Annotated in this window: 2 protein-coding genes; both read right to left on the bottom strand. The window is 36.1% G+C overall.

Annotated features, from left to right (window positions below; translation table 11 throughout):
* The coding region (locus tag ACFIN0_RS09610) for a DEAD/DEAH box helicase family protein (RefSeq protein WP_375702438.1) at window positions 1–860 on the bottom strand (860 nt) is incomplete at its 3' end.
* A gap of 616 nt (window positions 861–1,476) precedes the next feature.
* Window positions 1,477–2,043 (bottom strand): DUF3987 domain-containing protein (locus ACFIN0_RS09605; protein ID WP_375702437.1); only part of this gene is annotated, 567 nt, incomplete at its 5' end.

Here is a 2,043-nt window from a genome sequence, read left to right as displayed (position 1 = left end):
GGCAAGGCAAGATCAGAGCTATCAAATTCAAGAGCATCATTTTTATTATTCTTACGACGTTTTCCCACTTGTGTATCCGAACACACGGCAAAGGAACGCAAAGGCACTTCTGTATCTTCTGTCCATTCACGAATTGTTTGAGAGATAAGAGCGAGAGAGGGCACCAGAAACAATACCCGCTTGCCTTGACCTGCTATGGTTTCTGCTATCTTAAGACTTGTAAAAGTCTTCCCCGTTCCACATGCCATAATGAGCTTGCCACGGTCTGCTTCTTGTAAACCTTCACAGATTTTCTCAAGGGCTTCTTTCTGATGATCTAAAAGCTTTTTTTTCGGTTTCTCTTTAAGAACAGCTTGTCCTTGTTCTTTATAAGCCCCCCAATCGATTTGACTATTTTCTAAATCAAACAGATTAATCCGTTGAGGACGGATTTCTTGCCCCTCACAAGTCAGTTCAACATTGTCACTCCAATCTGTTTCGGTGCTATCAACCAGTATGCGACGGGTGAAGATCTTTTTGCCCGAGGCAGCAATAAAACTATCAATATCTTCTTTTTTAATTATGTGAGAAGCATCATAGCATTTACATTGAATAGCCGCATAGCCTCCTTCATCACGGATTGTAGCGACCAAATCAATCCCAATATCAGTTCCATTTTCTCCATGCTCTTGCGCCCATTCACAATAGGTTTGAACCTTCTCGTATTCTTGCTTTTGAAGCGGGTCTTGCGTCAAATAAACCATGACAAGGTTTTCAAACATGGTTCCTAATTCACGGGGTGATTTAGCTTTTTGACGATAATATTCCAACAGAGAGCGTAAAGTGAATTGTTCATTATCAGAGTTAACATATTGCAGCATATTGTAATAAAAATCCCTTGCCTTATGAGATGATCAATAACCATCAAAAGAATCAAAACGAATTCAATTAAATGCATTTAAGGCAAATAACGATAAAATGGGAAAAAACTGCTAAAAAAAGCCGATATTTTTTTCAAAAGGGGTTTTAAAGGTTGTTTATCCACAGTCCATGACATGGAGTAGATCAGCAAAGTAGTGAAATCTGCTATTCGTTTCACGTATTCATCAAGACAAATGAACTATGTACATAAAAATATCATAATGAGTATTTTGAAGTGTTTTACGAAGCACTAAAATGGTCTATTTTGTCAGTTCAATTTACTGACACATAACTGACGAGTTTTAATCAATTCACATCATTGGTTATCTTTAAAGATTGTACTCTTGATATGAGTTATGTTTTTAAAATATTAACCTATTGATATATAATAACTTTTATTTTTTCTCATTAAAAAATAATAGAGGGTCTAAAAGGAACTGACAGAACTGACAACACTGACAAAACTCTTCCTATAAGGTCACTCAGATTATTATCTTTGGAGAAAAATTCCTTGATAAGAATGCCATTAAAAAGAGTTTTGCCTCTTTGAGTAGAAAGTTTTTAAAAAAAGTTTCTTTATTGTTTTATGCTGCTGTTTTTGACTAAAGGATTCCATTCATAATAAGTGCTAGGGTGTCCACTTGTCTGATGTGTTATAAACTTTTTTCGAAGATGATTAGAACAGCATAAAAGCTCTAAAGCTTGCTTCACAGCTTCTTTGTCTTTTAAAGAACGCCAACAGCGTCTATAGATATCCCTTGTTGTAAAAACATCGGGTAAACAATCACAACGTTCGACAATTAATTTTGCCCCCTCTGTTGCTAAGCTATCCGCCGCCGCATAAAGCCTTTTGACATGACTTAACAAATATTTTTCCCAATACAAAGCTCTTTCAAGGGCATCTCTATTGATTTCAAAACGACCACCCTCAACCAGTTCAAAAATCAACGCAAGGGTTGGTATGGTTTGATTCATTTTCAAAAGATGTGCTTTTAAACTTGGAGAGAAATGACCATTCTTTATTCTTTTCTGAAAATTTTCCCACCATACACGAAACATTTCTTGAGCTTCGGCAGAAAAGCGTATAGTTATCGGATATTTTGGTGATCCTAATGGTTTATCATAAAGAGAACGAAAAACCCC

Origin of the sequence: Bartonella sp. AA89HNZF (assembly GCF_042196905.1) — a bacterium.
In the GTDB taxonomy this organism is placed as follows: Bacteria; Pseudomonadota; Alphaproteobacteria; order Rhizobiales; family Rhizobiaceae; genus Bartonella.
The sequence above is the reverse complement of the archived record's forward strand: the minus strand, read 5'-3'. Positions and strand labels throughout refer to the sequence as shown.